This is a genomic window from Pseudomonas sp. MLB6B (genome assembly GCF_054508135.1).
In genome coordinates, this window is record NZ_CP199313.1 from 1,629,828 (window position 1) to 1,655,931 (window position 26,104).

Genomic DNA, 26,104 nt, shown 5'->3' on the forward strand with positions numbered 1-26,104 from the left:
GGTCGTGGTCTTTCGCAAGAAAGTGATGACGCAGGGGCAGGAGCCGTTCTTGTAAGGCGCAAACGTTAATCAGGCACTCATCAAGTTTTCGTGAAAGTAAGGTTGGCGGTTTGTGATTATTTGTAGGGCGTCTCCCCAGTGTCCATGTGCAGTGGATGAATGATTATTTAATTAGGCTATCAAGATTCGGTCTAACGATTTTTTTACAGGGTTTTCACTATTAACCCATGTCACCCGCACTACTGTCGCGGCGCAATCGATTCGCCAACTTGCCTTTCAAATAAAGGCGTTTTTTGATACTGCGTGGCCGCCTGTATGCGCCCTGCAGCCACTCTTTCCCAACTGCGGAGTTCCTGCATGGCTACTAGGTTTTTATCCACCCCTTCGCGACCGTTCGATTTTCGTCTCGCGCTGGGCGTGCCCTTGTTGCTGATGGCACTGATGCTGGTGTTCGACATGACGCCGATCGATTTTCGGCTGGAGCACCTGTTCTACCAGCCCGGCGTGGGTTTCATCGGGCGCAAGAGCTACTGGCTGGAGAACATCCTGCACGACCGGGTCAAGCAAGCGGTGATCGCGCTGTCGGTCGCGCTGTTCCTGGCGTTCGTAGCCAGCTGGTTCTACGCCCCGCTGCGTCAATGGCGCAGGTCGTTGGGCTACGTCGTGCTGGCGCTGAGCCTGACCACCTCGGTGGTGATGCCGTTGAAGATCGCCACGGGCGTGCACTGCCCTTGGAGCCTCAGCGATTTCGGCGGCAGCGAGACCTACACACCATTGCTGGCCCATCGCGCGGAAACCGACAAACCCGGCCTGTGCTGGCCTGGCGGCCATGCGTCCACGGGGTTCTCGCTGATAGCCCTGTTCTTCGCCTTGCGCGACCGTCGGATCAAGGCTGCGCGGGTCGCGCTGGTGCTGGCGCTGACGCTGGGCGTGGTGCTGTCGCTGGGGCGCATGGCACAGGGCGCGCATTTTCTCTCGCACAACCTGTGGACGCTGTTGATCGATTGGACACTCTGCGTGCTGTGCTACCGCTGGCTGGTGTGGCGACCGGCGCCGGGCAAGGTCAGGGGCGCGACGGGTGCGGTGCGCCTGAGCCAGTGACACTGTGCAGACGCACTGCCAAGCGCGGCTAACAGCCCCGTCGGCGAGCGCAAGCCCGCGAGCCACGTCGAGTCGTGACGCTCATCGTGACGACCCGAGCAACTGGCGAAAAAGACGGAACGTCGCGCGCTTGCCCGCCATCCCATTCCTGACACCCTCATGACTGGAGCTGCATCGTGCCCACTGAAAACCAATTTTCCATGCAGAACCCTCTCACCCAATACCCGCAGCCAGAATTTCCCAAACAATCACAGACTGCTCCGGGCACTGTCCACGATCTGCAACCCAAAGCGGATCATGGCGAGAGCAGCTACAAGGGATTTGGCCGCTTGGCCGGGCGCAAAGCGCTGATCACTGGCGCAGACTCGGGTATTGGCCGGGCGGCGGCCATCGCTTTTGCGCGTGAAGGGGCGGATGTCGTACTCAACTACCTTCCTTCAGAGGAAGCGGACGCACGTGAAGTCGTCGAGCTGATCGAGGCCGCCGGACGCAAAGCTGTAGCCATACCAGGCGACATCACCAGCGAAAGCTTTTGTCAGCAGTTGGTTGCCCAAGGGGAGCAAGCGTTGGGGGGGCTCGATATCCTGGTCAACGTCGCTGGCAAGCAGACGGCGCAGAAAGATATCGCGGATCTGACGACAGAGCAGTTCGAGCTGACGTTCCGCACCAACGTGACCGCCATGTTCTGGATCTGCAAAGCCGCGCTGCCGCTCATGCCGGCCGGGGCCACCATCATCAACACCGCATCGATCCAGGCGTATCAGCCTTCGGAAACGCTCCTGGACTACGCGCCGACCAAGTCGGCCATCGTGGCCTTCACCAAGGCGCTGTCCAAACAGGTGATCGGCAAGGGCATCCGCGTCAACGCGGTTGCACCGGGTCCGTTCTGGACACCCCTGCAGCCTAGCGGCGGCCAACCTCAGGAAAAAATTCCTAACTTTGGCTCGGAGACACCGATGGGTCGTCCAGGACAACCCGCCGAATGTGCTTCCATCTACGTGCTGCTGGCCAGCCAAGAGTCGAGTTACATCACCGGCGAAGTGTTCGGCGTGACAGGTGGCAACACGCTGCCTTGAACACCATGAAATGACCTCGCGCTGCAATGCACGTTGCAGCGCGAGGTGGAGCGGCCAACGCTCTCGTCAAACCTGATGGTCAGACGTTGACCTCGCACCGACTAATTGTTAGTCATGGACATTGATTTAACCGATTGTTTTGTATGGGCTTTTCGCGGAAAATGAATGTCCACAGAAAATCTGAATTTCTCTTTAGCCGTCTGCTCTGGAGGTAGATCACCTTCTCCACCTGACGGCAGCTGCGGGCAACTTCGTCCACTCAGCCGCACATCGGTAACAGCTTGAGGATCCCAGGCGGCCACACCAATTGAGGCATTCTCTTGCGTTCAAAGCAACGGGCAGCGATTCCGTCCAGTCGGCGTCAAAATGGTGACCCTCTTCATTGCACGAGTGACCGCGACACGCATGGCCAAGCGGGCCTGGCGCATGCGATCTGGAGTTGCTTCGGTCGGTACAAAACGTCCCTTCATGACGCCCTCATAGAGAATGACCTCCGTGAATTCCTTTCCCTTCGACTTGTGCATGGTCATGAGATGGAGGCCCTTCCAATCCTTGGTGACAGCTTGAAAGTGATCCTGAATAAGAGCATCTCGCACTAGCCTCTCTGCTCCTGGGTAACCTTCAGCTAAGCGCCACAACTCACCCAAACGGCTTCGAAGTAGCGATCCCTTCCCCAGCAAGCGCACATATCGGCCATCGATACCTATCTGATTGAAGACCTGCTCGGTGCTTGAATCCAACAGCTGCCGCGTGGCAATCCAGTCAAGCTGTGGGTCGCCAGTCAATTGCAGGTCAATGCGCTGGACCGCGATGACTTGTGCGGCAGCAAGAACCCTCTTGTGCGGCACTCGACGAAGCGCTTGTCCACCGAACAATTGCTCCAGGGCAAGCACCAATTCCAAATGCTGCTTGCTGGGGGCCTTCTCGCCTTTCCTACCACGCAGGTGAGCACATAAATTTCTGAGCAACCTTTCAGTAATGATTTCTGCAGTCGCGCCGCCTTCGAGAAGCGCGGCTATAGCTGTAGCAGAGAGCGCCGCAGCCTCTTGGTCGAACGCAACCTCATGGGAAAGTCTCGGCAAACTATCCGAGTCACTCGACAGATACGCGGAAACCTCTGCCATGAAGCTCTTGCTGGGCACCAGGATTGCTAGCGACCAATCACGGTCGCCTCTGTTCAGCCGCGCAATGGCGGTCAAAACGGCGAATTTGAAAGCCCGATGAAGCATCCCTTTGCGCGGGGCATAGGGTGTCACCGACACATGGGTGTAGGCTCTGCACCTATTTGCTCCTGTCAGCAGATCGTTGCCGAACAGGACGATGTCGGTCCCTGTGCTCCGGTGATTTTCCATCCCAAAAGAAAAGGAGTCGGGGCGGAAGGCGTCTTCGAACTCTTGAATCCTGCTAGCACTAGCACCGCGGAATTCGTAGATTCGTTGTTCCGGGTCAGCCAAAGCCACTACCTGGCTATGTCGAGTCAGCGCTCGAATGAAACGCCACTCATCCTCGTTCGTGTCCTGGAACTCGTCGAGGATGATAAGTGGATAGCTATTGCCGTAGATGCGTTGCAGCGACTGACTTCTCTCCAGCAACATGGCAGCATTGCTGGCGAACAGGTCGAAGTGCAGCAGCCCCTCCTCCTCGAGCAGCTTGGTTTTCTCCAACGCTATCTGCTCTTTGCTCAATGTCGACAATCGCGCAGCAGCCTCTGGCGGAGGAAGCAGTGATAAGGGACGCCCATTGCGTAGCAAATAGCCATGGCTGCGCAGCAAATTCCACGCGAAGCCATGGTAGGTGTTGACCTCGAGCCGAGCCTGCTCGAGTTTCGGCAGCATTTTCCCGGCCTGTTCCGCAACCCTTGCGACCGTTGCTCTGGCGAAGCTCAGGAACAGCACCTGCTGATACTCTGTGAGGTCTAGTCGGCCTAGAAATGCTTCAGCTTTAAGCAATGCGACTGTGGTTTTCCCCGAGCCAGGCCCCCCCATCACGACCAGATGGGTGGGGGAGTCAATAACATCCCGTCTAGACTGATCTAGCACCATCATCTGTTAAGGCCCGACCAAATCGAGAAGGTCATCATCCAGTTCTGGAAGTTCAGGCTCGGGCTTCTTTGGGACAATTGTCGCTGTAATGCTCTCGAGGGTGCTGACAATGAATTCCGGGAGGTGGTGTCGGGTCATGGCGGTACAAAGCAAGCTGGCAGCAGCACCATCGCCTTTCCAGCGCTTCAGCAGCACCCCTAGAATCGCTGCTACGTCATCCTTCGTGGCATCAGGGCCCGGGGCTTTGTCCCTTAGGTCTGAAGGCCAAGCACCGCTTTCAATCAGAGACGCAGCCCAACCACGCAACACTTCCTCATCGGTTCCTTTGAGAACGACGTTCTCAAAACCTTTCTCAGGCGCTTGATAGGGGTAGTCGACCGACGCCCTAATAGCTTCCAATTGCTCGGGTGCCTGCTCGTCGAAAACGGCATAGACCTTCTTCCCGAGCCTGCGGTAGTAGGCACCCATCGGAGCGATCAGCGAGTCAGTCGTCGCATCGATGATTGGGATGCCCAAGGCCTCAAGCGGCATGAATGATTCTGGCTCATGCTGATGAAGCAGTCGCGCTACGGCAGGCCAAGCGTCGTATTCTGTCCGGCCTTCGGCAATCAGCACTCGACGTGCTAGAAGGGCCTCACAAACACGCAGCCGCATATCCTGCCGGTACATTTTTGCTTTGATGCCAGGCGGGAGCCCAGCAGGCATGGCACTCAGCACCCCATCGTTTCGGCTGATGACGATGACCTGCTCGGGTTCGAACTCTTCGAGCACGTAGGGCGAATGCGAGGTAAACAGCGCTTGGGCTGACTTGCTGCGCACCCCGTTGATGATGCGTTTCTGAATGTGCGGCGGGATTGCAATCTCAGGCTCCTCCATCGCAAAAATCACGTTTTGCTTCAGTTCCGCGATTAGCGACAGAAGTGCCAGCACCATCATGTTAATAGTACCGGTACCTTGGCTCTGAAATGGTGCTGCATGCGCTTCACCATCACTGCGCTGCGCGCCGGTTGCCATGAAGACAGTTAACGCTTTCCGCAGAGACTCACGCGTCAGTTGCGTAACTCGCATTTGGGGATCGCTGCCGTCATCGCTGGGCATGTAGCCGCGGATTGAGGCCTGCACATTCGCAAGGATGTCGTTGATCCCAATCTCAGGATCAGTTGCAACCTGCAACTGTCGAAGCTCAACTAGGAGTCCTTCCCAGATCTTGAAGTTCTTGTTGTCCTGCAACCGCAAAATAATGTCCAGGAGCGAGCCACGTTCAAGGCTCAACGCACGACTGCCGGTTCGGATCGTGCGCAGGTACAGAAAGCCACAGACACGCTTATCGGCCGTCCTGAAGAAATCGTAGGACCCATCCTGTTTCATCGGCGAACAGAAATACGTGGTGCCAGTGAAATCATCCTCATCAGCATCGTAATTACCGATAAAAACGACGCGTAAACAGGCCTGAACCATCTGCTCGTCGGTACCCTCTGCTGGCGGGCCCCCGAGCAGATCTCCCGTACTGTTATCCCACCACTCGATGTGATCCCGGAAACGCATTTCCTGGTCCAGGTTCAGATCAGTGATCACTGCTTCAATGGTGATGTTGACTGGTTGCCCCTGTAGATCGACATATTCTCCCGCATAAAAATCGTGCTCATCAATCACTGGCCGACGCGAGAGTCGCTCGGGGCCTAGGACGAGATCAACCGCCTCCAACAGCGTTGACTTACCGATGTTGTTGTCACCGACGACGACGGCATGCTTGGGCAACAAGACATCCGCACGCTTAATACCCCGAAAATTCTCAATCTGCAGCCGTGCAACCCGCATATCCGTCCGCTCCCGCTCCCGTGTAAGCCTTAGATGACAAGTCTAATAGCCACCAAACAGTAGTCGAGAAATGGGTCCGGCGCGTTCTCGGGGGCTGCTTTGCTCAACGCGTGAATTGCCATCCCCGCACTGTTGACCGTAGGCTCCGATTGCAAAGAGCCATCAGGAGCCCAAATGGACCGGGAAGCTATCGAACATGCCAGGCGGCTGAGGAGCACCATGCAGGCCGCGATTGATGCTGGGCTGATTCGAACTCGACAGCAGCTACTCGCAGTGGCCGCGAGCAACGACCTGAGCGTCACGCGTAACGGTCGTGACTACGCCGGCTTCCTCTGCAAGAGCGGAAAGCGGCTCAGAGTCCGATTTGACTTCAAAGACCGTCCGCCGCCAGGCTCTGAGAAAATCGTGCGTCGAACGGAGACAGGCGGCTACTGGATTTACTCGCTGACCGCACAGAGCGATGACGGTATTCGTAAAGCCTGTTACATCGGCCAGGCAGCTAACCTGCGCAAGCGCCTGCGAGAGCATTTCAATCACGCCAGAGTGGGGCACAGCTCGTACGCGCTATTTGAATGGGCAAAACATGAGCAGGTGGAGGTTTGCGCTGCTGTGTTGACTTGGGTCGCAGGCACCCAAAGCAATGCAACCTACTTTGAAGGTTATTGGCTTGAGCGTGCGCTGATGGCTGGATTTGAGGCGCCTGACGTCCAAAACTGGGGAAGGCTCCCTAAGCCTGAAAGCCTACCTGGCCAGCCAATGAGTTGGCCGGAGACAGAGGTACAAGCCAAATCTATACCGCTCGCCGACATCATCATGAAAAAGCTCACCCTGCAGCCACTGTGTGCCAGGGAAGCGCCTCCTCATCAGGCCGAAATGGATTTCGACGCATGAGAAGGCCAGTTCATATAGCTGTGTACTCAGCCCCCTTGAGCAGCATTCTAGTGCTATGAGAGTGAAACGGATTTAATCTGGCATCCAGATCATAGGGAGGTCAGTGCAATGAGTTCATCATTATTGAGTCCTCAAGGAGGGGCGGTAGCTCAACCACCGATGTTCCTGTTGACCCAAGCTGAATCAGGAAGCTTGAGCCAACTGGACATCCTGCAGCTTGTTAAAGCTGGTTTCGCCCTGAGTGATGTCCAGGTTATGGTCCACTCGTCGTGCCTGTTCAAGGCCCGCAAGCTACTGGAGCAAATCATGGGGAAGTCTTCTCGGACTATCCAGCGGTTGAGTGCTCCCCATAACGAAGTCCGGTTGAATCCCCAGCAGAGTGCAGTCGCGGTCCAGTACGCCAAGGCTTGGATCTTGCTGTGACGGTCTTCGGCTCTCAACCCCTAGCCGAGCATTGGCTGGGACGGCCATGTAAGCATCTGTCAGGTATGGTTCCCTTCGAGATGCTTGATACCTCGGTGGGTTTCAAGGTTGTGATGGACTACTTGGAACGCGCTCGCTTGGGTGTATACCAGTAGCAGCGACCCTGCACGCGATTCTTCAGGGCGGATCTGCTCTCGTGCGCTCGCTGACGCAAGGAGATAGGGATGAAAGTTATCGGCATAGTCGAAATTGAAGGCGTCAGTGATGTTGTTTGCGATGTCTACCGATTCACCACGAAAAAAGCAGACCTCATATAAGTGTATCTTCCAACGCTCACTGTTATGCTTTGACCCATCCCCTTTATTCAATTAAATTGGCCACAGCTATTCGAAAATCCAGAATACCAAGAGCGAATTTTTCTCAAGCGTTAAAGAAAATCTCCGACCGGCCGCTAGTTACTGCAACACAGGAATTATTCGACTATGGCCAAATTGGCCTACTGCCGACGATGTTCACAAGACCTCATTTCGTACAGCACCTAGCTGCGACGATACTCGTACATCACAATTGTGTCCTTATAAGCGAGCTCAAAAAGTTCGTCAGTGCACTTATTCTTAGCAGAAGGAATATTGTAGTTCAATGAATATCCGAGCCTATGCATAAGATCAACTATAATGGTTCTCGCCATTTCCAAAACATGCATATCATTGACTACCATCGACTGCTTAATGCTCATAAACTGAGTAAAATTCAACAACCACTGGCTAATCTTTATCATGCTTGGCTGACGAGAAAACTCCTCAGTAAGACAGATTCTATCCTCCTGCTCTTCAACTGAAACAGAAGTTGCGTTAAAATTCGCATCAATCACCATTGAGTAAAACGGCTCATCCTCTCTAAAGAGAGAATTCACATCTCGACCAATGAAAACCGAGTCATATTTCCCATAAACTTCGTGGCGCGCGATGTTTCCATCCGAGTGATCAGCCGGCTTAGGAAAGACAGTTTTTCTATAAAATGGCTTGTTAATGAGAAAGGTGTAGTCGCTCAGCATATGCGACAGATCATTACGAATTGCGGTCTGCCAATCAATCTTATTATTTTTTTTGCCCCCAAAGTGAGAAAGACAGGTGTGCGTCCAGTAACCTATAAACTCCCAGTATATTGCGACCAGCAACGGCTGCCGGTGAGCCTTTGCGTATTCGCGCAGGGTATGCTTTTGCTTCGGAATTATAGTGCAATTTTGGGCGGCACCTTTTACATATTTGACGTCTACTAATAAAGGAAAGGTGTCTTTTTGAGAATTTTCAATTAGCAGTGAGTAATCTGGAATTTGGAATTTCTTTTTGTATTTCTCTGCCTGAGCTTGATGAAGTCCACTAATGTTCTTGATCCAGGGCAAAGAAGAGTACAAATGCTTATAATTATCCTCAATAGTCAACCCACTAGTGATCCGTTTGAAATTATCCTTAACAGACTTGTTCGATATTTGGTCAAGCAGAGTGTCAAGAACCTCTGGAGAAACATCAAAGTACGTTTTTAATTGATGTAAAATATTTGCTTTTTCCATGTCACTCATCTTGCTTCCCTGCATAAATTGTGGTAATCGAAAATTATGCATCATCCAAGTAAATTTTTCAACTATGCGCGTTTTCTTGCAGATCGACTCGGAGGATGGTAGAACCGTCTCTATCCATGGCTTGAGCAAGGACGGTCAACAATGTATCCAACCAATAAGCAATATATTCGATTGATAGTCAGGCTTACCCTTTATTTTTTTTTTTGTAGTGTTGCTATTCGCCGTATTTTACTGGGCTCTTTCACTCGCAAAGGTTCCAGTCTTCCAAAATCTCTCATGTGTTAGCTTCAGCGATGCTTGCTATTTTAGCTTAGTAACAGTGACAACGCTCGGGTACGGCGACCTGCAACCTCTGGGTTTAGCACGAGCGCTTTCAAGTATAGAAGCAGTCACCGGATTAGTTCTTGCAGGCTATTCTATTTCACAGGTGGTATCTCTCAAGCAAGAGAGGTTAATTGAACACTTGGTGGAGGAGCGTTTTGTCTTTAAATATAACGCTTGCTTAGCCAACCTAGTTGAAGGAAAGGAACTGATCGGCGATCGTAGGCGCGAAGCTAAAGAGTTGGTAGTGCCCGCAAAAAAACACGGCGCAGATGACAGGTCAAGGATAAATGACCGCCAATTTATGTTTAACCAAGGCAATCCGTTTTATCCAGCTTTGCGAAGCATGAAAATGCTTAATGAGTGCGCGGAATACGCTCATCGTTATCAGAAGATAGCGGCACTTCGAACCACCATTGAGGCTACTTTTTATCAAATTGAAGAGCTAACAAGCATTGCGCGAAAGTATCTACTTAACTTAACCCAGCTTAAGGTTGCCTGGAAAACACCGCGAACATTAAAAATCCTAAATGACCTGCTGGAAGAAGTCGATGGTTTCGTTGAGAACTACTTTAAAGATACGCAGCTGGCTAATAAGAAATATAAGAGTGGTGTGAAGTCATATCATGAAATTTACCTTACGCGAGTCGCAGAAATTCGGTCACTAATTTCAACTGTATAAAGCCCCGTTAAAAAAAGATATAAGACTCCGTACGGTCCCGAGTAATTTCATCAGCGCCCTTCGGGGCTAGGTGTTCAGTCCCAGAAAGTCATGGTGCATCCTTAACCCCTCAGGAGGAGGATGTATTTTGGAAGGACGTATCCATGGTTCAGCCCGCACAACGCCGCGAATTCGAGCCGAGCTCCAAGCGTCGAAAGAGTCGAATCGAAAGCTTGCCGCCCTCTACCGTTTAAACGTGAAGACTGTCGCAAAGTGGCGGGCAAGAACCACGACGCAGGACGCTAGAATGGGGCCTGCCAACCCACGCAGTGCCAAGCTGACAGCCTCCGAAGAGGCCATGGTGGTGGAGTTTCGACAGCGCACGATGATGCCCCTGGACAACATGCTGGGCCATTTACTTGACTACTTTCCGCAACTGACCCGCAGCGCCTTGCACCGCTGCTTGGTGCGCCACGGGGTCAGCCAAGCGCCTAAAAGTGCAGGCGCGGCCAAGCGCGGTAAATTTGACAATACAGAGATGGGCTATCTGCACATCGATAGCTCGGAGCTACGCCTTGAAACGGGCAAGCAGCACCTGTTCGTGGCGGTTGATCGCGTTACGAAGTTTACCTACGCCGCGTTCTTCGACGCCGCTACCAAGCGTAATGGCGCTGAGTTTTTGCGCCAGGTCGTGCAGGCTTTCCCATACAAGATCCACACCGTTCTGACTGACAACGGTGCAGCTTTCACCGAACAGGCACGGTATCGCAACGGGGCGACCAACAGGTTCGGTGGGCACATTTTTGATCGCGTCTGCTACGACCACGGCATAAAACATCGACTGACCAAGGCTTACCACCCATGGACCAACGGCCAGGTCGAGCGCATGAACCGTACGATCAAAGACGCCACGATCAAGGCCTTCCACTACCCCGACTTCGCCGCACTAAAGGCGCACGTACTGGCTTTCGTAACGGTGTACAACTTCGCCAGACATCTCAAGGCCTTGCGATGGCGTACTCCATTCAAGGTGATCTGTGAGGCCTGGACGATAAACCCAGAGCGATTCACTATGAATCCGCACCATCTCATTCCGGGACCGTACACCTAAGATGCTCCCCTGCCGCCCAAAGTGTACGCGAGCTCAAACTGATCTGGCGCTGCGGCCATGAACCACACTTGCTGAAATCTATTTGAGATGAGATAACTCGTTGTCGAAGGGCATCATCTCGATGAGTGCGCGTCTCTCTATTACCAAGGACCGTCATTCATGATCGTGCGACTTGGAGCGAAGTCTGGTGACCACGAATGACGGCCATTGAGCCATAGCTGCCTTTGTGAAGAGCGACTACGGCGTTAGCTTACGACAAAGTTTAAATCAATTCTGTGCTAACGCTTGTCAACTTCAGGGAACGATCTGGCGAGCTAATACCTCGTATAAACTCGCATAGGCCTCGAAATGAGTTGTTTGCCGCTGGATGCATTGTTGAGAGAAGTGGCGCTGTACATTTTCGAACAGCAATTTTCCTGGTGTGAAGCCTTGTGGTAAGGGCTGTGCATTAGGGGCCGCAAACTTGAATAGCTTTGCAACTAACACGAAGTCCTTCCTGCACTTATCGGAAGCATGAGCGACCCGATTACGGATGGAAATCGCATATTTCAATAGGTTCAGTTGGTTACTAATACAGCTATAGGGATGGGCCGAGAAAAGGAAGTCAGCAGTTTTCACTACCCATTGGTAATCAGTGACCTTTAGGTAGTGTTTGGCAGGATCGTAGTTTGGGTTCTGGGATAGAACCACATAGGCATCTGATAATGTGGCAGAATAACCTATTTTGGCCGTCGGCTTGTAGCCTGAGTTGGTCGCAGCATTGGCAACATATCTTACAAGTGTTCCTTCCAAGAACTCTTCCCAAGAGGCAACCAATCCCATGAATGCAAGCTCAGCTACCTGAAGCACATGCGAGGGATGAATACCTTGTGACTTGGGAGAGTAGCGAGGCAACGCGTGAACCGACTGAACCAATTTTCGTGCGGTTTTAATCTCCCTGATAAAGTTGTCGCGAACGTGGTCTACCGCAATTCTACGAGTCAATATCATGCTCCCGGTTAGATTGAGGCCCGGCGCTGTAACACCTAGTTTTTCGTGAGTAGCCCAAAGGCCACTCGCTGGGTCAAATGACCTTAGTCTAGAAGCGAAAGACGACCTAGGGCTACCCTTATGATGAATGCTGCTAGCGCGCCTGCATGAGCATAAAAATTGGCGTAACCACTACATGCTATGGCGCCGAAGATCATGCGCCTTCTCAGAATCTAGGCGCGACTAGTCATCTTGCAGCGGGGCAATATAAGATTTATTCAATGTAGGTTAGCATCTAAAAATCAAAATAAGAATCTTCTTCGCAAGATTTTCTTTTGCGACCATATAAAATTGCAGCCTCATTAACTGTAAGAGTCGGCCCAAAATAGAGCTGGACCATATTCATCCTGAGAATTTTGAACTCAAAGAAACTTAGATCTATTTCTAGCTCTTCCGTAAAGCACTTCTCATAAGCTCTTGCGTCGTATCCCTTGAACTCTACGCCCAAGGATTTTAGTGCCCTAAACACCCTAACCACACCGGATATAAAAATCGGCATGATATCGAGATACACTTGCTTTTCTGGATATCGCTCAGATTTAGCCTCTGTCTGAATCTTCATAAAACTAAGGCCTTCCGCTATGAGATTGAACCGTTTTTGGAGATCGGCCGTTTTTCCGAGCCCCAGAAGTTCTGGCGAATTCTTACTGGGATCTAGGCGAGAATATATGTCATCCAACTTGATAAAATGATGCATGCGTGATTGCTCGCCGCCCACAAATTTATGGCTCGCCAGTAAAAATGCTGCTCCCTCTAACCTCTCTGGGGCCTCGCAGAGCCACAACTCTGGGAGCAAACTGGAAAATAACGAGTGATCTCGATGATGCAACGCATTACGCAAGGCAATCAGTAAAGATGTATCCGACTGTGCAAAGTAATCGAACTCATCTTTAGAGACATCGTACAGTGTGTGAAAAGCCTCTAACTTAGCTTCCCAGACTCTATCTAAGTTCTCGATAGCTTCCTCTTTGTCAACTGCTACCAAACTCTTGTAACGAAGATGTTCCTCACCATAGATCCGCATTGTATTGGCAAGCCGACTGACCGCCCTCTGTACGATTTCCTTTTCCATGAGCCATCCTAGGAGTTATGTTGAAATATTTACGTTAGTGGCATTGAGTCGTAATTGTAACCCACTGGCTTCGCCAGAACCCGATACAACTGCTCCAGACAATAGTCGGAGCCTACTCAACATTACAAGGCCTCCACGAGTGGCTTCTCCTAGCCGCTTGCGGTGCGACGCGAGGGACGGCGGTGCGTCGTCCGCGGCTGTTAGCGAAGGCGCCTATACCCACTAGCCAGCAGGAGTAAGTTTCCATTAGCCTCAGGACCACCATCGGCATGCCTCCAAACGCTCAAAGTAGCGGGCAGCGAAATCGTCCATTCGGCGTTAGGATAATGACCTTTTTCATTGCACGAGTGTCTGCGACACGCATAGGCGTGTAGGCCGGTTGCAGAATGATCCTTCATGAAGAGGATTCGACTCTCGGCCGGGCGAATCCATGACTCGGGCCTTGGCCTGGAGCGTGCAAACGCCTTGCTAACAATCTGAAACCAAATGTGAAGCATGCTGCCTAGGCTTGCCGCTCAGCAACTGCGGTGGACACCCCCTTAGCCAAATGTTGAATGGTCTCGATGGGTTTTTTTTGCAGTGTGCTGGTCACATCCGATTCAAATGGCTGGCCAATTTGAATGCCAACAGGTGGTTAAGTGGGATGCAAACGCCTTGTCAGTTCAGGTGCAATTTCCCAAAATTTTGTTACACACAAAGTTACAGTGCCCCACCACGCCTCTAGCTTTGGTGAACTACGCTTCTTCACTCCAATAAACCGAGGTTAATGCGTATGGCCGGTGGGATTTTTCATGTGGAGTTTCGCGCGAGCACAGGCGATTTCGGTGACGGGCTCGTGGTTGTGAAGGACGGCGCGGTGAATGGAGGCGATCCTCACTACCTCTACCAAGGGGAGGTTCCAACTCAATCTGGCGAGTTCGAATCACGGTTTATCGTTCGGAAATATCGTAACGGTAACGTAAACGTCGTAGGCATCGACAACTACACCCTTTTGGCGAGGGGGCGCGTTGACTACGAGGGTGGCACCATCGAGCTGAGCGGAGCCGTGGAGGGACACCCTCAGCTAACCATTCAGCTAGGTGGCCGTAAAATACAGCCGGTAGTGTGAGTCAGCGTCGATACCGCCTTCGCTTTTCACCCATACCCCTTGGGTTGTTGCTGGATAGGGGGCCTTCCCTCGACAGGCAAAGCCCAAAAAAAGACCCCGCTGATTGGCGGGGTCTTTTATTCAGTGATCCAAGCGATCAAGCATGTCCAGCACACCGCTGAACAAGCGACCAGCGTTAAGCACGCCAGTGATCACCTGCAAAGCGCGCCACACGTAGCGCAAAGGAAGTTTCAACCCCATTGGGGAAGGCTCCTAGTGCAGGAACCGGACTCCGACCGCCTCTCCGGGCTCGGCGGTCGGCTGATGATTTGTTGTCGAACGCATCATCAAGTCCGAAATCTGTGAATAGGCCCATTCCCGGCACGGTTCCACCCATGGTTGAGGGGCCAAGCGATAGTAAGCTAGCGCGTGCCATCTTTTTACCATTGATCGGCGAGCCGACCTAGAGCAGTGGCGACTGTTTCTCGTCGGATTTTGGCATGTTTCTGACGAACGGTATGGGTGAAATACACATATTGTGCAACCCCTGTTGCTAGTAGCAACACACCTCTATCCGACGGTGTGTCTAGATAGGCGGAAATCGCCTAAATGCCCGATTCAGCTAGCTTAACCCCCAAAATGGAGTCAAAACGCCACCAAAATGATGATGTTCAATCTTTCCGAAGAGATCCATAGAATCCCGGTGAGCTTCGTAAAGATGGAGCGCTTGATCAAAAAAGGCAACGTAGGATGCTATTGCACGTGATTTAACACGTAGCTATATTCAACCCGTCGAACGTGTCATCAAGTCGCCGGTAAGCTTCTCCAAAAGCTAGCTGGCCGAGAAAGCCGCCCCTCCAAGGCGGCTTTTTTGTGCCCACCTTTCTGGGAAGCTCAGGGCAGGGATGCGCCTCCAAAGGAGTAGGGCTTCACCCTCTGCGATCCTCCAAATCTGTGCGGACCGAGCTACTTTACCACGGTGCCAATCACCAGTCCGCGCAAACCGGCAGCCCGAAATTCTGTTGTCGTTTGAGCTGTGATTCAGATGCTCACCATCAATCCAGCCTCCATTGCCCTCATCGAAATGAACTATAAATTTCCCACTGGCCCCATGACCTGCGCGGGCTCCAGAGTCATTCTCGTGCCGCCTCTATCTAGATAGAGGGCGCCTTGATGCTTCAAATTGCAGCCTGAATTGGTTGCGGAGCTATTTAAGGTGGACAACGTCATTAAGCTCTTCGAGAAAGCGCTCTACTCAGACCCTGTTAACCTTGCGCTTTGCTGCGTAATGCTCAGCTTGGTCCTAGTTATGTTTGTGATTTACCTAGCGTGGTGGAAATCCAGATGAGTACGGGAAGTCATTGGGCAAAAATGCCTTTGCGTTGGACTCATGAGCAAGGACTAGTGAATTTTCAGGGCCGTTCACCCCAGGGCGTGCGGATGTTCTCGATGCTCGATTTCGTGAGGGACGCAGATGATGCTCCGCTACGCAACGAAAGCATCGCCGCGCTCAAGCTCTATTTGGTGCTTTGCTGCCAGGCGGATTACCGCACTGGTCTCGCAACCTTCACCTACACAGATCTGGAAAGCCTTGCAGTGATGTCCCGAGCGGTCATATCGCGCTCACTCACCAGGTTGGAGGCAGCGCAGCTCATCAAGAGGGAGCCGCAAGCACTCAAGAGTGGATCGAAGATTCAAATTTTGGCTTGGGACGATGACTATGCGTGGGGCAAGATCCCCAAGCTTTGGCTCTACGATGGCAACCGTGGACGGATGCTCCTGTTGAAGGAATTCAACTTCTCACAGCTATCTCTTCACGCGCTGAAGATTTACCTCACATTGCTCGCCTTTAGAGACCGCAGAGGGATTGCGACCTTGAGTTATGATCGCCTGGTCCATTACACAGGGGTGCTCAGACATCAGGTAGCCGATGCCATCACTCGACTGTACGATTCCCGGCTCATATCGTTCAGGCCAGGGGAATTTCAGAGCGAGTACGAATTTGACCGGACTAACCGCTATTTGGTGAGGGGATTCGGGACTCGTTGGCCATCACCTGATGATCACCAAGCGGCTGCCGAGAAAGCTAATGCGCCGGGTGCGAAGCTGCCTGCCAATAAGAAGGATATAGAGGCGACGTTGGAATTCGTCCAGGATGGTTCGAGATAGGGTTCGCTGGCGAGCCACCCATGCGAGCACGGTTGCCAAGTGGCAAGGCATTTGAGGATGTAGCAGAAATGGAAAGCATCAAAAAGGACAACCACTACGTACCTCAGGCGTACCTGAGACACTGGATGATCCAAGGCAACGTCCTCGCCTACCGTCTGCTAGTGCCACATGAAAAAAGCGCGATTTGGAAGCCGCTTTCAACCAAAAGCGTGGCTGTGCTTCGGCATCTTTATACGCGTCTGGCTGGCTCTGAGGAGAGCGACGAAGTCGAGCGCTGGCTTGAGCGGGATTTCGAAAGTCCAGGACTCGCATCCATCGAAAAGGTAGTCAGCGAGTCGCAGTTGTCCCGAGAGGATTGGAACAACTTGTTCCGCTTTGCTGTTGCGCAATCTGTCCGTACTCCTGCCCAAATGCAGAGCTTTATCAAACGCCACACTGAAACGCTTGAGGCATTCCTGTCTGAGACCATGAAGTGGTCCGTGGGCCAAATTGAGGCAGCTTCAGCCGCTGGAGTTCAACCTGAGCCTCCTCCGGTTCTAGACCCTTGCAGTAAGCTGCCGCTGAAGATTCAACGTGTGAAGAATGAGCATGGCGAAGAAGGCATCCAAGCCGAGATCTTGGTCGGGCGGAAGTTTTGGCTCTGGCAGATCGAACATGTGCTCAAGGGCACTATCCATCGATTGCCAAATCATCGTTGGACCATCCTCCACGCCCCACCTGGAGTCACCTGGCCAACGTCCGATAATCCGTTCATGAGGGTCGGAGTTGGGGCGAATGGGGCACTTAGTCTTGAGGGCGGTTGGGATGTTCCAGGCACAAAGCTGTTCATGCCACTCAGTCCTAAGCATCTTCTGTACACGTGTGTTGGCTCACCACCCCCTCGGCGCGGCACCACGTTGAGTCTCGATCAAGCAGCATTTTTCAGGATGATGATTTTGACCGGGGCCCATCACTACGTATTTGCGACAGATACGCGAGATATTGAGGAGTACAGACCCCGTACCGTCTGTCCCGAGCAATTTAAAGCAGTACGTAAGCATTGGGCGGAATGGCATGAGACCCAGTCGAGAGAGGAGGCCAATTATCCCGACCTCTGATGATTACGCGTTGTGTAGGTTTTCATAAGGCGGACACCACCTTCACAATGGCGCTGCTGTGACGGTAAGCTGGGTACTGTCCTTAGCATTCCCGTAAAAATAGAAAAGCCCGCCATGTGAGGCGGGCTATCAAGTGTCTCCGAGGGGAGGCCATGGCCAACAAAGTCTCAGAGCAATCCCCCACAGGTTACGCATTTCACGCGGCTTGTGCTGTAGTGGTCTACTAACCCCGGACACCCATTTAGGCGAGAATGCTCGCCACAGAGAGGTGTCCGATGACCAAGCAACGCCGTACCTTTACCCCTGAGTTCAAGCGCGAAGCTGCCTGCCTGGTGCTCGATCAAGGCTACAGCCATGCCGAAGCGGCCCGTTCGCTCGGCTTGGTCGAGTCGGCACTGCGCCGATGGGTTAATCAGCTTCAGCAGGAGCGCGGCGGCGTTACGCCGGCCAGCAAAGCGTTGACGCCAGAGCAGCAAAAAATCCAAGAGTTGGAAGCCCGGATCACGCGCCTTGAACGCGAGAAATCGATACTAAAAAAGGCTACCGCGCTCTTGATGTCGGAAGATCTCGAGCGTACTAGCTGATCCGTCAGCTCAGCGGCCATGAGCCCGTTGATTGTTGTGCGAAGCGTTCGAAGCCAATCGCTCAAGTTACTACGCACATCGTCACAGAAGGCGAACTCCGGACGTTGAACGACTGCGGTTGCGCTGTCGAGTGAATGAGTTGTTCACGCGAGGTCGAGGTGCGCCCGGCAGCCGTACCATCATGGCAATGATGCAAGAAGAAGGTGAGCAAATCGGGCGGTTCAAGGTACGCAGCCTGATGCGTGAGCTGGCGTTGATCAGCAAGCAGCCAGGATCACATGCGTACAAAAAGGCCACAGTGGAGCGGCCAGATGTTCCGAATACCTTGAACCGAGCGTTTGATGTCGAAGCGCCAAATCAGGTCTGGTGTGGAGACATAACCTACGTCTGGGCTCAGGGCAAATGGCACTATCTCGCAGTTGTACTGGATCTCTACGCACGCAGAGTGGTGGGCTGGGCTTTATCAGAGAAGCCGGATGCAGACTTAGTCGTCAAAGCGCTGGACATAGCTTACGAACAGCGTGGAAAGCCTCAAGGACTACTGTTCCACTCCGACCAGGGATCGCAATATGGCAGCCGTCAGTTCCGCCAGAGACTGTGGCGCTACCGCATACGCCAGAGCATGAGCCGCCGAGGCAACTGTTGGGATAATGCACCGATGGAGCGAGTCTTCCGCAGCTTGAAATCAGAGTGGATACCGACCACGCGCTACCTGACCGGGCAGCAAGCTCAACGAGACATTGGCCAATACCTAATGGGCCACTACAACTGGTTCCGGCCTCATCAGTTCAACGATGGACTAGCTCCAGCGAAAGCAGAAGAAAAACTCAAAACCGTGTCCGGGATGAGTTGACCACTACAGTCTAAGCCTGAATATTCTAGGTAAGAGGCATAGGCGTGGAGGTGTTTAAGTAGAGCGTTTACCGTTTCAACATCTCGATGCTGAGTCTGGATTTTGTCTAAAGCCCACAGATTTACCTCTGACCAGCTCGCACCTGTATCCCAGAAGATTTGCGGTAGGCGTTTGATGTCAGGTAGGCGTAGATGCGGGGCAAAGGTGGATGGACCACAGGAGGTGGTGGAGGAGACAGGAGAAAGATGAACGTACTCCAGATAAGCCATGTGAGCCTCCTCTGAAGAGCAGCCCGAGATGAGCTCGAACTAGCACTTTACAGATTGACAGCCAACCATCGTGTCCATAGGTTGGCACATGATGGTTGGCTGTCAATGAGCGCTCACTATACGTTGAAGCGGAAGTGCATCACATCGCCGTCCTTGACGATGTATTCCTTGCCTTCCAGGCGCCACTTACCCGCTTCCTTGGCGCCGCTCTCACCCTTGAACTGGATGAAGTCTTCGTAGGCCACCACCTCGGCGCGGATGAAGCCCTTCTCGAAGTCGGTGTGGATCACCCCAGCAGCCTGCGGCGCGGTGGCGCCGATGCGCACGGTCCAGGCGCGTACTTCCTGCACCCCGGCAGTGAAGTAGGTCTGCAGGTTGAGCAGCTCGTAGCCGGCGCGGATCACACGGTTCAGGCCGGGCTCTTCCAGGCCCAGGGCCTCGAGGAACATGTCCTTCTCTTCGCCGTCGTCCAGCTCGGCGATTTCCGCTTCGATCTTGTTGCACACCGGCACCACCACCGCGCCTTCTTCCTCGGCGATGGCCTTGACCACGTCCAGGTGCGGGTTGTTCTCGAAGCCGTCTTCGGCGACGTTGGCGATGTACATGACCGGTTTGCTAGTCAGCAGGTGGAAGCCGCGCACCTGGGCCTTCTCGTCGGCGCTCATGCGCTGCATCAGGCTGCGCGCAGGCTTGCCTTCGGTGAAGTGCGGGATGAGCTGTTCGAGGACGGCCTTTTGCGCCAGGGCGTCCTTGTCGCCGCCCTTGGCGTTGCGGGTGATTTTCTGCAGTTGCTTCTCACAGCTGTCGAGGTCGGCGAAGATCAGTTCCAGGTCGATGATCTCGATGTCGCGCTTGGGGTCGACGCTGTTGGAGACGTGGATCACGTTCTCGTCTTCGAAGCAGCGCACCACGTGGGCGATGGCATCGGTCTCGCGGATGTTGGCCAGGAACTTGTTGCCCAGACCTTCACCTTTCGACGCACCGGCCACCAGGCCCGCGATGTCGACGAACTCCATGGTGGTAGGCAGGATGCGGTTGGGCTTGACGATCTCGGCCAGGGCTGCCAGGCGCGCATCGGGCATGGGCACGATGCCGCTGTTGGGCTCGATGGTGCAGAAGGGGAAGTTCTCAGCGGCGATGCCCGATTTGGTCAGCGCGTTGAACAGGGTGGACTTGCCAACGTTGGGCAGACCGACGATGCCGCAATTGAAACCCATGTGAATTCCCCTCTCTAGGAAGTCAGGCCTTTTGGCCGTGCAGCTCGCGCATCGCCTTGGCGAAGTCGCCAGCGAGGACATCCGGCAGCACGCCGAGGGCGTAATCGATGCTGGTGTCGAGCTTGTCCTGTTCGGCGCGCGGCGCACGACCCAGCACGAAGTTCGAAACCAGCTTGGCGTCGCCCGGGTGGCCAATGCCAAGCCGCAGGCGGTGGAAATCGTTCTGGTTGCCGAGTTGCGCGATGATGTCGCGCAGCCCGTTATGGCCCCCATGGCCGCCGCCGCGCTTGAGCTTGGCGACGCCCGGAGGCAGGTCGAGTTCGTCGTGGGCCACCAGGATCTCTTGCGGCGCGATGCGGAAGAAATTGGCCAAGGCCGCCACGGACTGGCCGCTGCGGTTCATGTAGGTGGTGGGGATCAATAGACGAACGTCGCGGCCCTGATGGCTGAATTTTGCCGTCAGGCCGAAATACTTGCGGTCAGCGGTCAAGGAGACGCGCTGGGCGCTGGCGATGCGTTCAACGAAAAGAGCCCCTGCGTTATGCCGGGTCTGTTCGTATTCGGGGCCGGGGTTTCCCAGGCCAACGATCAACTGGATGGCGGTCACGTCAGGGGCTCTTCCTTGGGGCAGTCAGGGTAGGGTGCGCGGCACTTTACCCTGACCTGCACCGGCGCGCGAGTGATTACTCGGCAGCGCCTTCTTCACCTTCTTCTTCAGCGACGATGCGTGGCGCGTGGACGTTGGCAACGGCTTTGTCGTCGCCGTGGGCCAGGGCCACGAACTCGACGCCTTTCGGAGCCTTGAGGTCGGACAGGTGAATGATGGTGCCGATTTCAGCGCCGTTCAGGTCGACTTCGATGAACTCAGGCAGGTCCTTGGCTTCGCAGGACACTTCGATCTCGGTTTCGGTGTGCGAGATCTCGCCGCCGTTCTTGACGGTGGTTTCTTCGTTGACGAAGTGAACCGGAACCTTGGCGGTCAGCTTCTGGCCAGCGACGACGCGAACGAAGTCGGCGTGCATGATGAAGCCTTTGGACGGGTGGCGCTGCATGGCCTTGACGATGACGTTCTGCTTGGCGCCGTCGACGTTCAGTTCCAGCACGTGGCTGAAGGCTGCTTCGTTTTCGAACAGCTTGGCGATTTCCTTGGCCACGATGGTCAGGGATTGCGCTTCTTTATCGCCACCATAGACAACGGCAGGGATGCTCAGCGAATGACGCAGGCGGCGGCTCGCACCTTTCCCCAGGTCAGTACGCGCTTGGGCGTTCAGGGTGAAATCGTTCATGTTGTTTCTCCAAAGTAGCCTCCCGGCGGCGTTTGCGACCAGCGCCAGTCGGGAAGGGCAAAAAAGCCCCGCCCCAACGACAGGTTGGGGCGGGGCGCTTTTCGTCAGGGTCGATTCCGCTTAGCGGAACATCGCACTGATCGATTCTTCGTTGCTGATGCGGCGAACCGCTTCAGCCACTACCGGTGCGATATCCAGTTGGCGGATACGGTCACAGGCTTGAGCGGCGGCGGACAGCGGGATGGTGTTGGTCACCACCAGCTCGTCCAGAACCGACTTCTCGATGTTCTCGATCGCACGGCCGGAAAGTACAGGGTGGGTGCAATAGGCGTAGACCTTTGCGGCACCGTGTTCTTTCAAGGCTTTTGCCGCATGGCACAGGGTGCCGGCGGTGTCGACCATGTCGTCTACCAGGATGCAGGTGCGCCCTTCGACATCGCCGATGATGTGCATCACTTCGGAGTGGTTGGCCTTCTCGCGGCGTTTGTCGATGATCCCGAGGTCGACGCCCAGCGACTTGGCCACGGCACGTGCACGCACGACGCCGCCAATGTCCGGGGAGACGATCATCAGGTTGTCGAAACGCTGGTCTTCGATGTCGTCGACCAGTACGGGCGAGCCGTAGATGTTGTCGACGGGGATATCGAAGAAACCTTGGATCTGGTCAGCGTGCAGGTCGACGGTGAGTACACGGTCGATACCGACGACAGTGAGCATGTCAGCCACCACTTTGGCGCTGATGGCTACACGTGCCGAACGCGGACGGCGATCTTGGCGGGCGTATCCGAAGTAGGGAATCACGGCGGTGATTCGCGACGCTGAGGAGCGGCGGAAGGCGTCGGCCATCACTACCAGTTCCATCAGATTGTCGTTGGTTGGAGCGCACGTGGGCTGGATGATGAAGACGTCTTTACCGCGGACGTTTTCATTGATCTCAGTGCTGATCTCGCCGTCGGAGAACTTACCGACAGAAACATCACCCAGTGGAATATGCAGCTGACGTACTACACGCCGAGCCAGATCGGGGTTGGCATTCCCCGTGAAGACCATCATCTTGGACACGCGCAGTACCTGAAGGCTGAGGGTAACCTGGATGAGAATAGGAAAATGGCAGGGGCGGCTGGATTCGAACCAACGCATGGCAGGATCAAAACCTGCTGCCTTACCGCTTGGCGACGCCCCTGTATCTGTTGCTGCGAATACGGAGTATTCGACTTCTAGAGCAGACTTTGCAGCTTGCGATGCAACATCGAAACGTTGCTACCTTTAGCGACAAACCCTGTTTGGGTCTCTGAAAGAAGGGCCAGAACTCTATCAGCTTCGGCTTTGCTTGGGAAGGCCCCAAACACGCAACTTCCAGTACCGGTCAATCGAGCTTCCGTGTATTTACCCAATGAAATCAGCGCATTGCGAACTTCTGGATAACGTTGCTCTACCACCGGCTGGCAGTCATTACGACTGTTTCCCTCGGGAACGGGGCGCATCTTAAGGGGGAGGGAATCACGTGTCAACTGTGGATGCGAAAAAATTTCTGCTGTGCTGACAGACACTTGCGGCACCAGCACCACATACCAAGGCTCGGCCGGATCGACCGGCGTCAGTCGCTCGCCCACACCTTCGGCAAAGGCGGCATGCCCGCGTACGAATACCGGCACGTCGGCGCCCAGCCCAAGGCCCAGGTCGGCCAACTGGTCACGGCTCCAGCCCAGTTGCCACAGATGGTCCAACCCCAACAGCGTGGTCGCGGCATCGGAACTGCCGCCGCCGATGCCGCCGCCCATGGGCAGCACCTTGTCGAGCCAGATGTCGGCGCCCAGGGTGCAACCGGCGCGCTGCTGCAACTGCCGCGCGGCGCGCACGATCAGGTTGCTGTCGTGGGGGACTGCGGCGAGGCTGTCGTGCAAGCGGATCTGGCCGTCCTCGCGCAATGCGAAACGCAACGTGTCGCCATGGTCGAGGAACTGGAACACGGTCTCCAGCAAATGGTAGCCGTCGTCACGCCGCCCGAGGATGTGCAGGAACAGGTTGAGCTTGGCCGGCGCAGGGAGGGTCAGCATGGCTCAGTGGCCCAGCTGACGGGGTTGCCAGTCCTTGACCACCAGGGTCACGTCGATTTTCTCGCCATGCAGCTTGATGCGTTCGGGCAGCCAGTAGCCGTTCTGCTCGGCATAGCTCAGGTATTCCACTTGCCAACCGTCCTGGGCCAGGCGCGCCAGGCGGCTGTCGCCGTCGAGGGTGAGCTGGCTCTTGCTGTCCGGAGCCGGCAGGCCACGGACCCACCACACCAGGTGCGAGACCGGCAGGCGCCAGCCCAGTTGCTCTTCCAGCAGCGTTTCTGGGTTAGGCGCCTCGTAGCGGCCCTGGTTGGCCACTTCCAGCACCACCGCACCCGGACGGCCGGTGAGCCGCGCCGCACCACGGCCGAGCGGGCCGGACAGGCGGATATCGTAGTAGTCCTGGCGCTGCAGCCAGAACAACGTGCCGCTGCCCGAATCCTGCGGCGCGCGGATACCGACCTTGCCATTGATCTGCCAGCCGTCGAGTTCGCTCAGGTGGGTTTTGTGCTGGCGCCATTGTTGCGCGTTACCCTGGCCTTGCACGGCTTCCTTGGAACCGAAACCGGCGCAGCCGGCGAGCAGGGCGACCAGACTGAAGGTGATGCAGTGGCGCAGAAACATGTCTTAAAGAGCCTCGGATCCTGTCAGGCGCCGGATGGTCTGGCGCAGGACGGTGCTGTCGGATGAGTTTTCCAGGCCTTGGTTCCAGACCTGGCGTGCTTCGCGGCGTTTGCCGTTGGCCCAGAGCACTTCGCCCAGGTGGGCAGCGACTTCGGGGTCGGACAAGCGCTCGTACGCCTTGCGCAGCGCGCGCTCGGCGTCGTCGAGGTTGCCCATGCGGTAATTGACCCAGCCCAGGCTGTCGAGCACGGCCGGGTCTTCAGGGGTAATGCTCAAGGCTTTTTCGATCAGGCGCTTGGCCTCGTCGAAGCGGGTGGTGCGGTCGGCCAGGGTATAACCCAGCGCGTTCAACGCCATGGCGTTTTCCGGCTCGCGGGCGAGGATGGCGCGCAGGTCTTTCTCCATCTGCGCCAGGTCGTTGCGTTTTTCCGCCAGCATGGCCCGGCTGTACAGCAGGTTGAGGTCGTCGGGGTAACGCTGGATGGCCTGTTGCAGCACCTGGTCGGCCTGGGTGGTCTTGCCGTTGTTGCTATAGGCCTCGGACTCGATCAGGTACAGCTGGATGGCGGAGTCCGGCTGCGCTTCGCGGGCTTCGGCGAGCAGGCGCGATGCCTCGCGGGCGCGGCCGTTGGCGACCAGGATGTCGGCCTGGCGCAGTTGCGCGGCCAGGTAGTCCGGGCCGGGCGCGACCAGCGCATACTCGCGCAGCGCCGCTTGCGGGTCGTTGCGCTGTTCGCGGATGCGGCCCAGGTTCAAATGCGCGGCATCGGCGTTGGCGTCGCGCTCGACCAGTTCCTGCAAGTAGCCTTCGGCTTCGTCCCAGTTCTGGTTCTCCAGGCTGACCAGCGCCAGCGAATAGCGCAGGTCGTCGTCTTCGGGGTACTGCTGCACGAGGCTGACGAACTCGGCCTTGGCTTCGGGTATGCGGTCGAGTTCGACCAGGGTGCGCGCATAGTTGAGGCGCAGACGCTTGTCTTCGGGGTTGTCGCGGATCGCATTGCGCAACAGCGGCAGCGCTTCGTCGCCGCGGTCGAGGGTTTGCAGCAGGCGTGCGCGCAGCAGGATCGGGGCGATCTCGCCGTCTTGGGCCGGGTGCGACTCGAGCAGCTCCAGCGCCTCTTCGCTCTTGCCGTCCTGGTTGAGCAGCAGGGCCTTGCCGAAAATCAGCTGGCCGTTGGCCGGATGCTTGTTCAGCAGACGGTCGAAGCTTTGCAGCAGGCCGTCGCGGGTGCTCTGGTCGGTCTCGGCCGCCGACAGGGCGAGGAAGTCGAAGTGGGTGTCGCCCTTGGCCTGCAAGACCTTTTCCATGGACGCCATCGACTCGTCGTAACGGCCGGCACGCGCCAGTTGGATGGCCGCGGCGCGTTGCGCTTCGAGGTTGTCGGGATCGTTCTTGGCCCAGAGCAGGGCGGTGTCCAGCGCCGGCTCGTCGGCGCCCAGGTATTCGGCGATGCGGTAGGCGCGCTCCGAGACGGCGGAGTCTTGCGTCTTCTCGGCCTGGTCGACGTAGTTGGCCAAGGCGATGTCGAAACGGTTGCGCTGCCCGGCGAGTTCGGCCACCAACAGGCTGTAGAGCGTGTCGGGCTTGAACGAGCCATACACCACCGGTTCGGCCGGAGCCTCTTCGGTCGCCTCATCGGCCGGCGCCTGGGGCGCGCTCGGATGGGGTGCCAGGTTCTGGCAGCCCTGGAGCAGGGCGAGGGCAAGCAGCAATGCGTAGCGTCTGTTCATAAGGGGCTT

At 55.3% G+C, this 26,104-nt stretch carries 22 protein-coding genes, 1 tRNA gene and 1 pseudogene; 11 read left to right on the forward strand and 13 right to left on the reverse strand.

Going from position 1 to position 26,104, the window contains the following annotated elements:
• Positions 1 to 357: 357 nt before the first annotated feature.
• A complete protein-coding gene (locus tag ACSMEV_RS07035; protein WP_459207787.1) occupies positions 358 to 1,101 on the forward strand; it encodes a phosphatase PAP2 family protein in 744 nt (247 codons plus the stop codon).
• A gap of 200 nt (positions 1,102 to 1,301) precedes the next feature.
• Positions 1,302 to 2,177 carry an SDR family oxidoreductase gene (locus ACSMEV_RS07040; RefSeq protein WP_459208301.1) on the forward strand — a complete coding sequence of 292 codons (876 nt, stop codon included), beginning with the start codon at positions 1,302 to 1,304 and terminating at the stop codon, positions 2,175 to 2,177.
• Between the two features lie 326 nt (positions 2,178 to 2,503).
• Here ACSMEV_RS07040 and ACSMEV_RS07045 read toward each other — a convergent pair whose 3' ends face one another.
• Together ACSMEV_RS07045 and ACSMEV_RS07050 are read right to left on the reverse strand one after the other, a co-directional pair.
• Positions 2,504 to 4,222: a UvrD-helicase domain-containing protein gene (locus ACSMEV_RS07045; RefSeq protein WP_459207788.1), complete on the reverse strand. Its 1,719-nt coding sequence runs from the start codon at positions 4,220 to 4,222 to the stop codon at positions 2,504 to 2,506.
• A gap of 3 nt (positions 4,223 to 4,225) precedes the next feature.
• Positions 4,226 to 6,037 (reverse strand): ATP-dependent nuclease, encoded by a 1,812-nt coding sequence (locus tag ACSMEV_RS07050; RefSeq protein ID WP_459207789.1) that lies wholly within the window; start codon positions 6,035 to 6,037, stop codon positions 4,226 to 4,228.
• Positions 6,038 to 6,211: 174 nt separating this feature from the next.
• Here ACSMEV_RS07050 and ACSMEV_RS07055 point away from each other — a divergent pair, with 174 nt between their 5' ends.
• The 3 genes from ACSMEV_RS07055 (at position 6,212) to ACSMEV_RS07065 (ending at position 7,506) form a co-directional block, all read left to right on the forward strand.
• Positions 6,212 to 6,928, forward strand: a complete 717-nt coding sequence (locus tag ACSMEV_RS07055; protein ID WP_459207790.1) for a GIY-YIG nuclease family protein — start codon at positions 6,212 to 6,214, stop codon at positions 6,926 to 6,928.
• 108 nt (positions 6,929 to 7,036) lie between these two features.
• A complete protein-coding gene (locus ACSMEV_RS07060; RefSeq protein WP_459207791.1) occupies positions 7,037 to 7,351 on the forward strand; it encodes a hypothetical protein in 315 nt (104 codons plus the stop codon).
• On the forward strand, positions 7,348 to 7,506 hold the full coding sequence (locus tag ACSMEV_RS07065) for an antitoxin Xre/MbcA/ParS toxin-binding domain-containing protein (protein ID WP_459207792.1): 159 nt from the start codon (positions 7,348 to 7,350) through the stop codon (positions 7,504 to 7,506). The genes ACSMEV_RS07060 and ACSMEV_RS07065 overlap by 4 nt, the downstream gene beginning before the upstream one ends.
• Positions 7,507 to 7,889: 383 nt before the next feature.
• Here the strand turns inward: ACSMEV_RS07065 and ACSMEV_RS07070 are convergent, their stop codons facing one another.
• Entirely contained in the window at positions 7,890 to 8,930 is a 1,041-nt protein-coding gene (locus ACSMEV_RS07070; protein ID WP_459207793.1) for a hypothetical protein, read from the reverse strand.
• Positions 8,931 to 9,138: 208 nt separating this feature from the next.
• On the opposite strand from ACSMEV_RS07070, the gene ACSMEV_RS07075 reads away from it, so the two are divergent.
• Complete coding sequence (locus ACSMEV_RS07075) at positions 9,139 to 9,933, forward strand: potassium channel family protein (protein WP_459207794.1); 795 nt, start codon at positions 9,139 to 9,141, stop codon at positions 9,931 to 9,933.
• Between the two features lie 127 nt (positions 9,934 to 10,060).
• Positions 10,061 to 11,023: an IS481 family transposase gene (locus ACSMEV_RS07080; protein WP_459207795.1), complete on the forward strand. Its 963-nt coding sequence runs from the start codon at positions 10,061 to 10,063 to the stop codon at positions 11,021 to 11,023.
• A gap of 294 nt (positions 11,024 to 11,317) precedes the next feature.
• On the opposite strand, the gene ACSMEV_RS07085 is transcribed toward ACSMEV_RS07080, so the two are convergent.
• Both ACSMEV_RS07085 and ACSMEV_RS07090 read right to left on the reverse strand, forming a co-directional pair.
• On the reverse strand, positions 11,318 to 12,007 hold the full coding sequence (locus ACSMEV_RS07085; RefSeq protein WP_459207796.1) for a hypothetical protein: 690 nt from the start codon (positions 12,005 to 12,007) through the stop codon (positions 11,318 to 11,320).
• 280 nt (positions 12,008 to 12,287) lie between these two features.
• Positions 12,288 to 13,124 (reverse strand): hypothetical protein, encoded by an 837-nt coding sequence (locus ACSMEV_RS07090; protein ID WP_459207797.1) that lies wholly within the window; start codon positions 13,122 to 13,124, stop codon positions 12,288 to 12,290.
• Positions 13,125 to 13,896: 772 nt separating this feature from the next.
• Here ACSMEV_RS07090 and ACSMEV_RS07095 point away from each other — a divergent pair.
• The 4 genes and pseudogenes from ACSMEV_RS07095 to ACSMEV_RS07110 all read left to right on the forward strand — a co-directional run bounded on the left by ACSMEV_RS07095 (position 13,897) and on the right by ACSMEV_RS07110 (position 18,914).
• The gene (locus ACSMEV_RS07095; protein WP_459207798.1) at positions 13,897 to 14,232 is read left to right on the forward strand and encodes a GrlR family regulatory protein; all 336 of its coding nucleotides are present in this window, start codon (positions 13,897 to 13,899) and stop codon (positions 14,230 to 14,232) included.
• Between the two features lie 1,323 nt (positions 14,233 to 15,555).
• Complete coding sequence (locus ACSMEV_RS07100; RefSeq protein WP_459207799.1) at positions 15,556 to 16,380, forward strand: MarR family transcriptional regulator; 825 nt, start codon at positions 15,556 to 15,558, stop codon at positions 16,378 to 16,380.
• 68 nt (positions 16,381 to 16,448) lie between these two features.
• Entirely contained in the window at positions 16,449 to 17,477 is a 1,029-nt protein-coding gene (locus ACSMEV_RS07105; protein ID WP_459207800.1) for a DUF4238 domain-containing protein, read from the forward strand.
• Between the two features lie 275 nt (positions 17,478 to 17,752).
• Positions 17,753 to 18,914 (forward strand): annotated as a pseudogene (locus tag ACSMEV_RS07110) (IS3 family transposase).
• A gap of 385 nt (positions 18,915 to 19,299) precedes the next feature.
• Here the strand turns inward: ACSMEV_RS07110 and ychF are convergent.
• The 8 genes from ychF to ACSMEV_RS07150 form a co-directional block, all read right to left on the reverse strand.
• Positions 19,300 to 20,400: a redox-regulated ATPase YchF gene (gene ychF, locus ACSMEV_RS07115; protein WP_459207801.1), complete on the reverse strand. Its 1,101-nt coding sequence runs from the start codon at positions 20,398 to 20,400 to the stop codon at positions 19,300 to 19,302.
• A gap of 22 nt (positions 20,401 to 20,422) precedes the next feature.
• On the reverse strand, positions 20,423 to 21,007 hold the full coding sequence (gene pth / locus ACSMEV_RS07120; protein WP_296265634.1) for an aminoacyl-tRNA hydrolase: 585 nt from the start codon (positions 21,005 to 21,007) through the stop codon (positions 20,423 to 20,425).
• 76 nt (positions 21,008 to 21,083) lie between these two features.
• The gene (locus ACSMEV_RS07125; protein ID WP_296265636.1) at positions 21,084 to 21,686 is read right to left on the reverse strand and encodes a 50S ribosomal protein L25/general stress protein Ctc; all 603 of its coding nucleotides are present in this window, start codon (positions 21,684 to 21,686) and stop codon (positions 21,084 to 21,086) included.
• A gap of 120 nt (positions 21,687 to 21,806) precedes the next feature.
• Positions 21,807 to 22,748, reverse strand: coding sequence for a ribose-phosphate pyrophosphokinase (locus ACSMEV_RS07130; protein WP_028696334.1), 942 nt, complete (start codon positions 22,746 to 22,748; stop codon positions 21,807 to 21,809).
• Between the two features lie 46 nt (positions 22,749 to 22,794).
• A tRNA-Gln gene (locus tag ACSMEV_RS07135) sits at positions 22,795 to 22,869 on the reverse strand.
• Between the two features lie 34 nt (positions 22,870 to 22,903).
• On the reverse strand, positions 22,904 to 23,743 hold the full coding sequence (gene ispE / locus ACSMEV_RS07140; RefSeq protein ID WP_459207802.1) for a 4-(cytidine 5'-diphospho)-2-C-methyl-D-erythritol kinase: 840 nt from the start codon (positions 23,741 to 23,743) through the stop codon (positions 22,904 to 22,906).
• A 3-nt stretch (positions 23,744 to 23,746) separates the two neighbouring features.
• Positions 23,747 to 24,364 carry a lipoprotein insertase outer membrane protein LolB gene (gene lolB / locus ACSMEV_RS07145; protein ID WP_459207803.1) on the reverse strand — a complete coding sequence of 206 codons (618 nt, stop codon included), beginning with the start codon at positions 24,362 to 24,364 and terminating at the stop codon, positions 23,747 to 23,749.
• Positions 24,365 to 24,367: 3 nt separating this feature from the next.
• Positions 24,368 to 26,095: a tetratricopeptide repeat protein gene (locus tag ACSMEV_RS07150; protein ID WP_459207804.1), complete on the reverse strand. Its 1,728-nt coding sequence runs from the start codon at positions 26,093 to 26,095 to the stop codon at positions 24,368 to 24,370.
• Positions 26,096 to 26,104 lie beyond the last annotated feature (9 nt).

Bases quoted from the DNA above. Each gene is read 5' to 3' on its own strand.
- ACSMEV_RS07060 (WP_459207791.1), top strand. From the start codon at position 7,037: ATGAGTTCATCATTATTGAGTCCTCAAGGAGGGGCGGTAGCTCAACCA.
- ACSMEV_RS07150 (WP_459207804.1), bottom strand. From the start codon at position 26,095: ATGAACAGACGCTACGCATTGCTGCTTGCCCTCGCCCTGCTCCAGGGC.
- ACSMEV_RS07035 (WP_459207787.1), top strand. From the start codon at position 358: ATGGCTACTAGGTTTTTATCCACCCCTTCGCGACCGTTCGATTTTCGT.
- ACSMEV_RS07100 (WP_459207799.1), top strand. From the start codon at position 15,556: ATGAGTACGGGAAGTCATTGGGCAAAAATGCCTTTGCGTTGGACTCAT.
- ispE (WP_459207802.1), bottom strand. From the start codon at position 23,743: ATGCTGACCCTCCCTGCGCCGGCCAAGCTCAACCTGTTCCTGCACATC.
- ACSMEV_RS07055 (WP_459207790.1), top strand. From the start codon at position 6,212: ATGGACCGGGAAGCTATCGAACATGCCAGGCGGCTGAGGAGCACCATG.
- ACSMEV_RS07045 (WP_459207788.1), bottom strand. From the start codon at position 4,222: ATGATGGTGCTAGATCAGTCTAGACGGGATGTTATTGACTCCCCCACC.
- ACSMEV_RS07040 (WP_459208301.1), top strand. From the start codon at position 1,302: ATGCAGAACCCTCTCACCCAATACCCGCAGCCAGAATTTCCCAAACAA.
- lolB (WP_459207803.1), bottom strand. From the start codon at position 24,364: ATGTTTCTGCGCCACTGCATCACCTTCAGTCTGGTCGCCCTGCTCGCC.
- ACSMEV_RS07095 (WP_459207798.1), top strand. From the start codon at position 13,897: ATGGCCGGTGGGATTTTTCATGTGGAGTTTCGCGCGAGCACAGGCGAT.
- ACSMEV_RS07090 (WP_459207797.1), bottom strand. From the start codon at position 13,124: ATGGAAAAGGAAATCGTACAGAGGGCGGTCAGTCGGCTTGCCAATACA.
- ychF (WP_459207801.1), bottom strand. From the start codon at position 20,400: ATGGGTTTCAATTGCGGCATCGTCGGTCTGCCCAACGTTGGCAAGTCC.
- ACSMEV_RS07070 (WP_459207793.1), bottom strand. From the start codon at position 8,930: ATGAGTGACATGGAAAAAGCAAATATTTTACATCAATTAAAAACGTAC.
- ACSMEV_RS07125 (WP_296265636.1), bottom strand. From the start codon at position 21,686: ATGAACGATTTCACCCTGAACGCCCAAGCGCGTACTGACCTGGGGAAA.
- ACSMEV_RS07050 (WP_459207789.1), bottom strand. From the start codon at position 6,037: ATGCGGGTTGCACGGCTGCAGATTGAGAATTTTCGGGGTATTAAGCGT.
- ACSMEV_RS07105 (WP_459207800.1), top strand. From the start codon at position 16,449: ATGGAAAGCATCAAAAAGGACAACCACTACGTACCTCAGGCGTACCTG.